3 protein-coding genes are annotated in these 2,617 nt (G+C 61.6%); all 3 read left to right on the top strand.

Annotated elements, in window-relative coordinates; genetic code table 11:
- Positions 1-585: carbohydrate ABC transporter permease (locus FAA86_RS24215; protein ID WP_136543859.1), on the top strand; the 585-nt coding region annotated here is incomplete at its 5' end.
- Between the two features lie 10 nt (positions 586-595).
- Positions 596-877 carry a DUF2160 domain-containing protein gene (locus tag FAA86_RS24210; RefSeq protein ID WP_062277451.1) on the top strand — a complete coding sequence of 94 codons (282 nt, stop codon included), beginning with the start codon at positions 596-598 and terminating at the stop codon, positions 875-877.
- An 85-nt stretch (positions 878-962) separates the two neighbouring features.
- A partial coding sequence (locus FAA86_RS24205; protein ID WP_136543857.1) for an ABC transporter substrate-binding protein occupies positions 963-2,617 on the top strand: 1,655 nt, incomplete at its 3' end.

The raw sequence follows: 2,617 nt of genomic DNA, 5'->3' as shown, positions 1-2,617 counted from the left end.
AACACGGTGATCTCGGTTGCCGCAGCTCTTCCTGCCGCTTACGCCTTCTCGCGCTACCGGTTCCTCGGCGACAAGCACCTGTTCTTCTGGCTCTTGACCAACCGCATGGCGCCGCCGGCCGTCTTCGCGCTGCCCTTCTTCCAGCTCTATTCGGCTTTCGGTCTGATCGACACGCATATCGCGGTGGCACTCGCCCACTGCCTGTTCAACGTGCCGCTGGCGGTCTGGATCCTCGAAGGCTTCATGTCCGGCGTGCCGAAGGAAATCGACGAGACTGCCTATATCGACGGCTATTCCTTCCCGCGCTTCTTCGTGAAGATCTACATTCCGCTGATCGCATCGGGCATCGGTGTCGCCGCCTTCTTCTGCTTCATGTTCTCCTGGGTCGAGCTTCTGATTGCCCGTACGCTGACCACCACCGACGCCAAGCCGATCGCCGCCATCATGACGCGCACGGTCTCGGCCTCGGGCATGGACTGGGGCGTGCTGGCAGCCGCCGGTGTGCTCACCATCATCCCGGGCGCGCTCGTCATCTATTTCGTTCGCAACTACATCGCCAAGGGCTTTGCCCTGGGCCGCGTCTGAGGAGGCGTCGATGAACTTCACATGGATGGCCTGGACGCTGCCGACGGCGCTCTTCTTCATCGCGATCCTGACGCTGATCGTCTCGATGGCGGTCTGGGAGTATTTTTCACCCGGCGGCAATCCGCGTGTCGGCGTGCTGCGCTTTGAGACCACGCGCGGCGACCGGCTCTTCGTGTCGCTGCTCGGTTCCGCCTTCATTCATCTCGCTTGGCTCGGTCTTGTTGGGCCGAACCTGTGGTGGGCTCTCGCTCTGTCCGTGGTCTACGCCATCGGCGTATTTCGCTACGTATAGAGCCGGACAACGGCGGATGGCGGCGGGAGGTCGCCATCCTGACGGACTGGAAACTCTGCAATCGCAACCTTAGGGAGGACGAAAAATGCGAAAGCACCTTTTGACGACGACGGCGGCCATGCTGCTCGCCATGACCGGCGTGGCATTCGCCGACATGGACGCGGCAAAGAAATTCCTGGACACCGAGATCGGCGACATGTCGAGCCTCGACCGTGCGGCCCAGGAAGCCGAACTGCAGTGGTTCATCGATGCGGCAAAGCCCTTTGCCGGCATGGAGATCAAGGTCGTCTCCGAAACCATCGCCACGCATGAATACGAATCCAAGGTGCTCGCACCGGCGTTCGAGGCCATTACCGGCATCAAGATCACCCACGACCTGATCGGCGAAGGCGACGTCGTCGAGAAGCTGCAGACGCAGATGCAGTCCGGCGAAAACATCTACGACGCCTATGTCAACGACTCGGACCTGATCGGCACCCACTGGCGCTACCAGCAGGCCCGTTCGCTGACCAAGTGGATGGCCAACGAAGGCAAGGACGTCACCAATCCCAATCTCGACCTTGATGACTTCATCGGCACCAAGTTCACCACCGCTCCGGACGGCGACCTCTACCAGCTGCCCGACCAGCAGTTCGCGAACCTCTACTGGTTCCGCTACGATTGGTTCAACGACGAGAAGAACAAGGCCGACTTCAAGGCCAAGTACGGCTACGACCTCGGCGTTCCCGTCAACTGGTCTGCTTACGAAGACATCGCCGAGTTCTTCACCGGTCGCGAAGTCGACGGCAAGAAGGTCTTCGGCCACATGGACTACGGCAAGAAAGACCCGTCGCTCGGCTGGCGCTTCACCGATGCCTGGCTCTCCATGGCCGGCAATGGCGACAAGGGCCTGCCGAACGGTCTGCCGGTCGACGAATGGGGCATCAAGGTCAACGAGAAGTCCCAGCCGGTTGGCTCTTGCGTCGCCCGTGGCGGTGATACCAACGGCCCAGCCTCGGTCTATGCCATCCAGAAATATCTCGACTGGTTGAAGGCCTATGCACCGCCGGAAGCCCAGGGCATGACCTTCGGTGAAGCCGGTCCGGTGCCTGCCCAGGGCAATGTCGCCCAGCAGATGTTCACCTACACGGCCTTCACCGCCGACTTCGTCAAGGAAGGCCTCGCCGTCGTCAACGAGGACGGTACCCCGAAGTGGCGTTTCGCGCCGAGCCCGCACGGCGTCTACTGGAAGGACGGCATGAAGCTCGGTTATCAGGACGTCGGTTCCTGGACGCTGATGAAGTCGACCCCCGATGACCGCGCCAAGGCCGCCTGGCTCTATGCGCAGTTCGTCACCTCGAAGACCGTGGACGTGAAGAAGAGCCATGTCGGCCTGACGCTCATCCGCGAATCGACGATCCAGCACAAGTCGTTCACCGACCGTGCGCCGAAGCTCGGGGGTCTGATCGAGTTCTACCGTTCGCCGGCCCGCGTCCAGTGGTCGCCGACGGGTACGAACATCCCTGACTATCCGAAGCTGGCACAGCTGTGGTGGCAGGCGATCGGTGATGCATCCTCGGGTGCAAAGACCGCCCAGGAAGCCATGGACTCGCTTTGCGCCGAGCAGGAAAAGGTCCTGCAGCGTCTCGAACGCGCAGGCGTCCAGGGTGACATCGGTCCGAAGCTCGCCGAAGAGCATGATCTCGAATACTGGAACAAGGATGCAGTCGCCAAGGGCAACCTCGCACCGCAGCTGAAGAT

Source organism: Rhizobium rosettiformans W3, from assembly GCF_004912135.1.
GTDB classification, from domain to species: domain Bacteria; phylum Pseudomonadota; class Alphaproteobacteria; order Rhizobiales; family Rhizobiaceae; genus Allorhizobium; species Allorhizobium rosettiformans.
The sequence above is the reverse complement of the archived record's forward strand: the minus strand, read 5'-3'. Positions and strand labels throughout refer to the sequence as shown.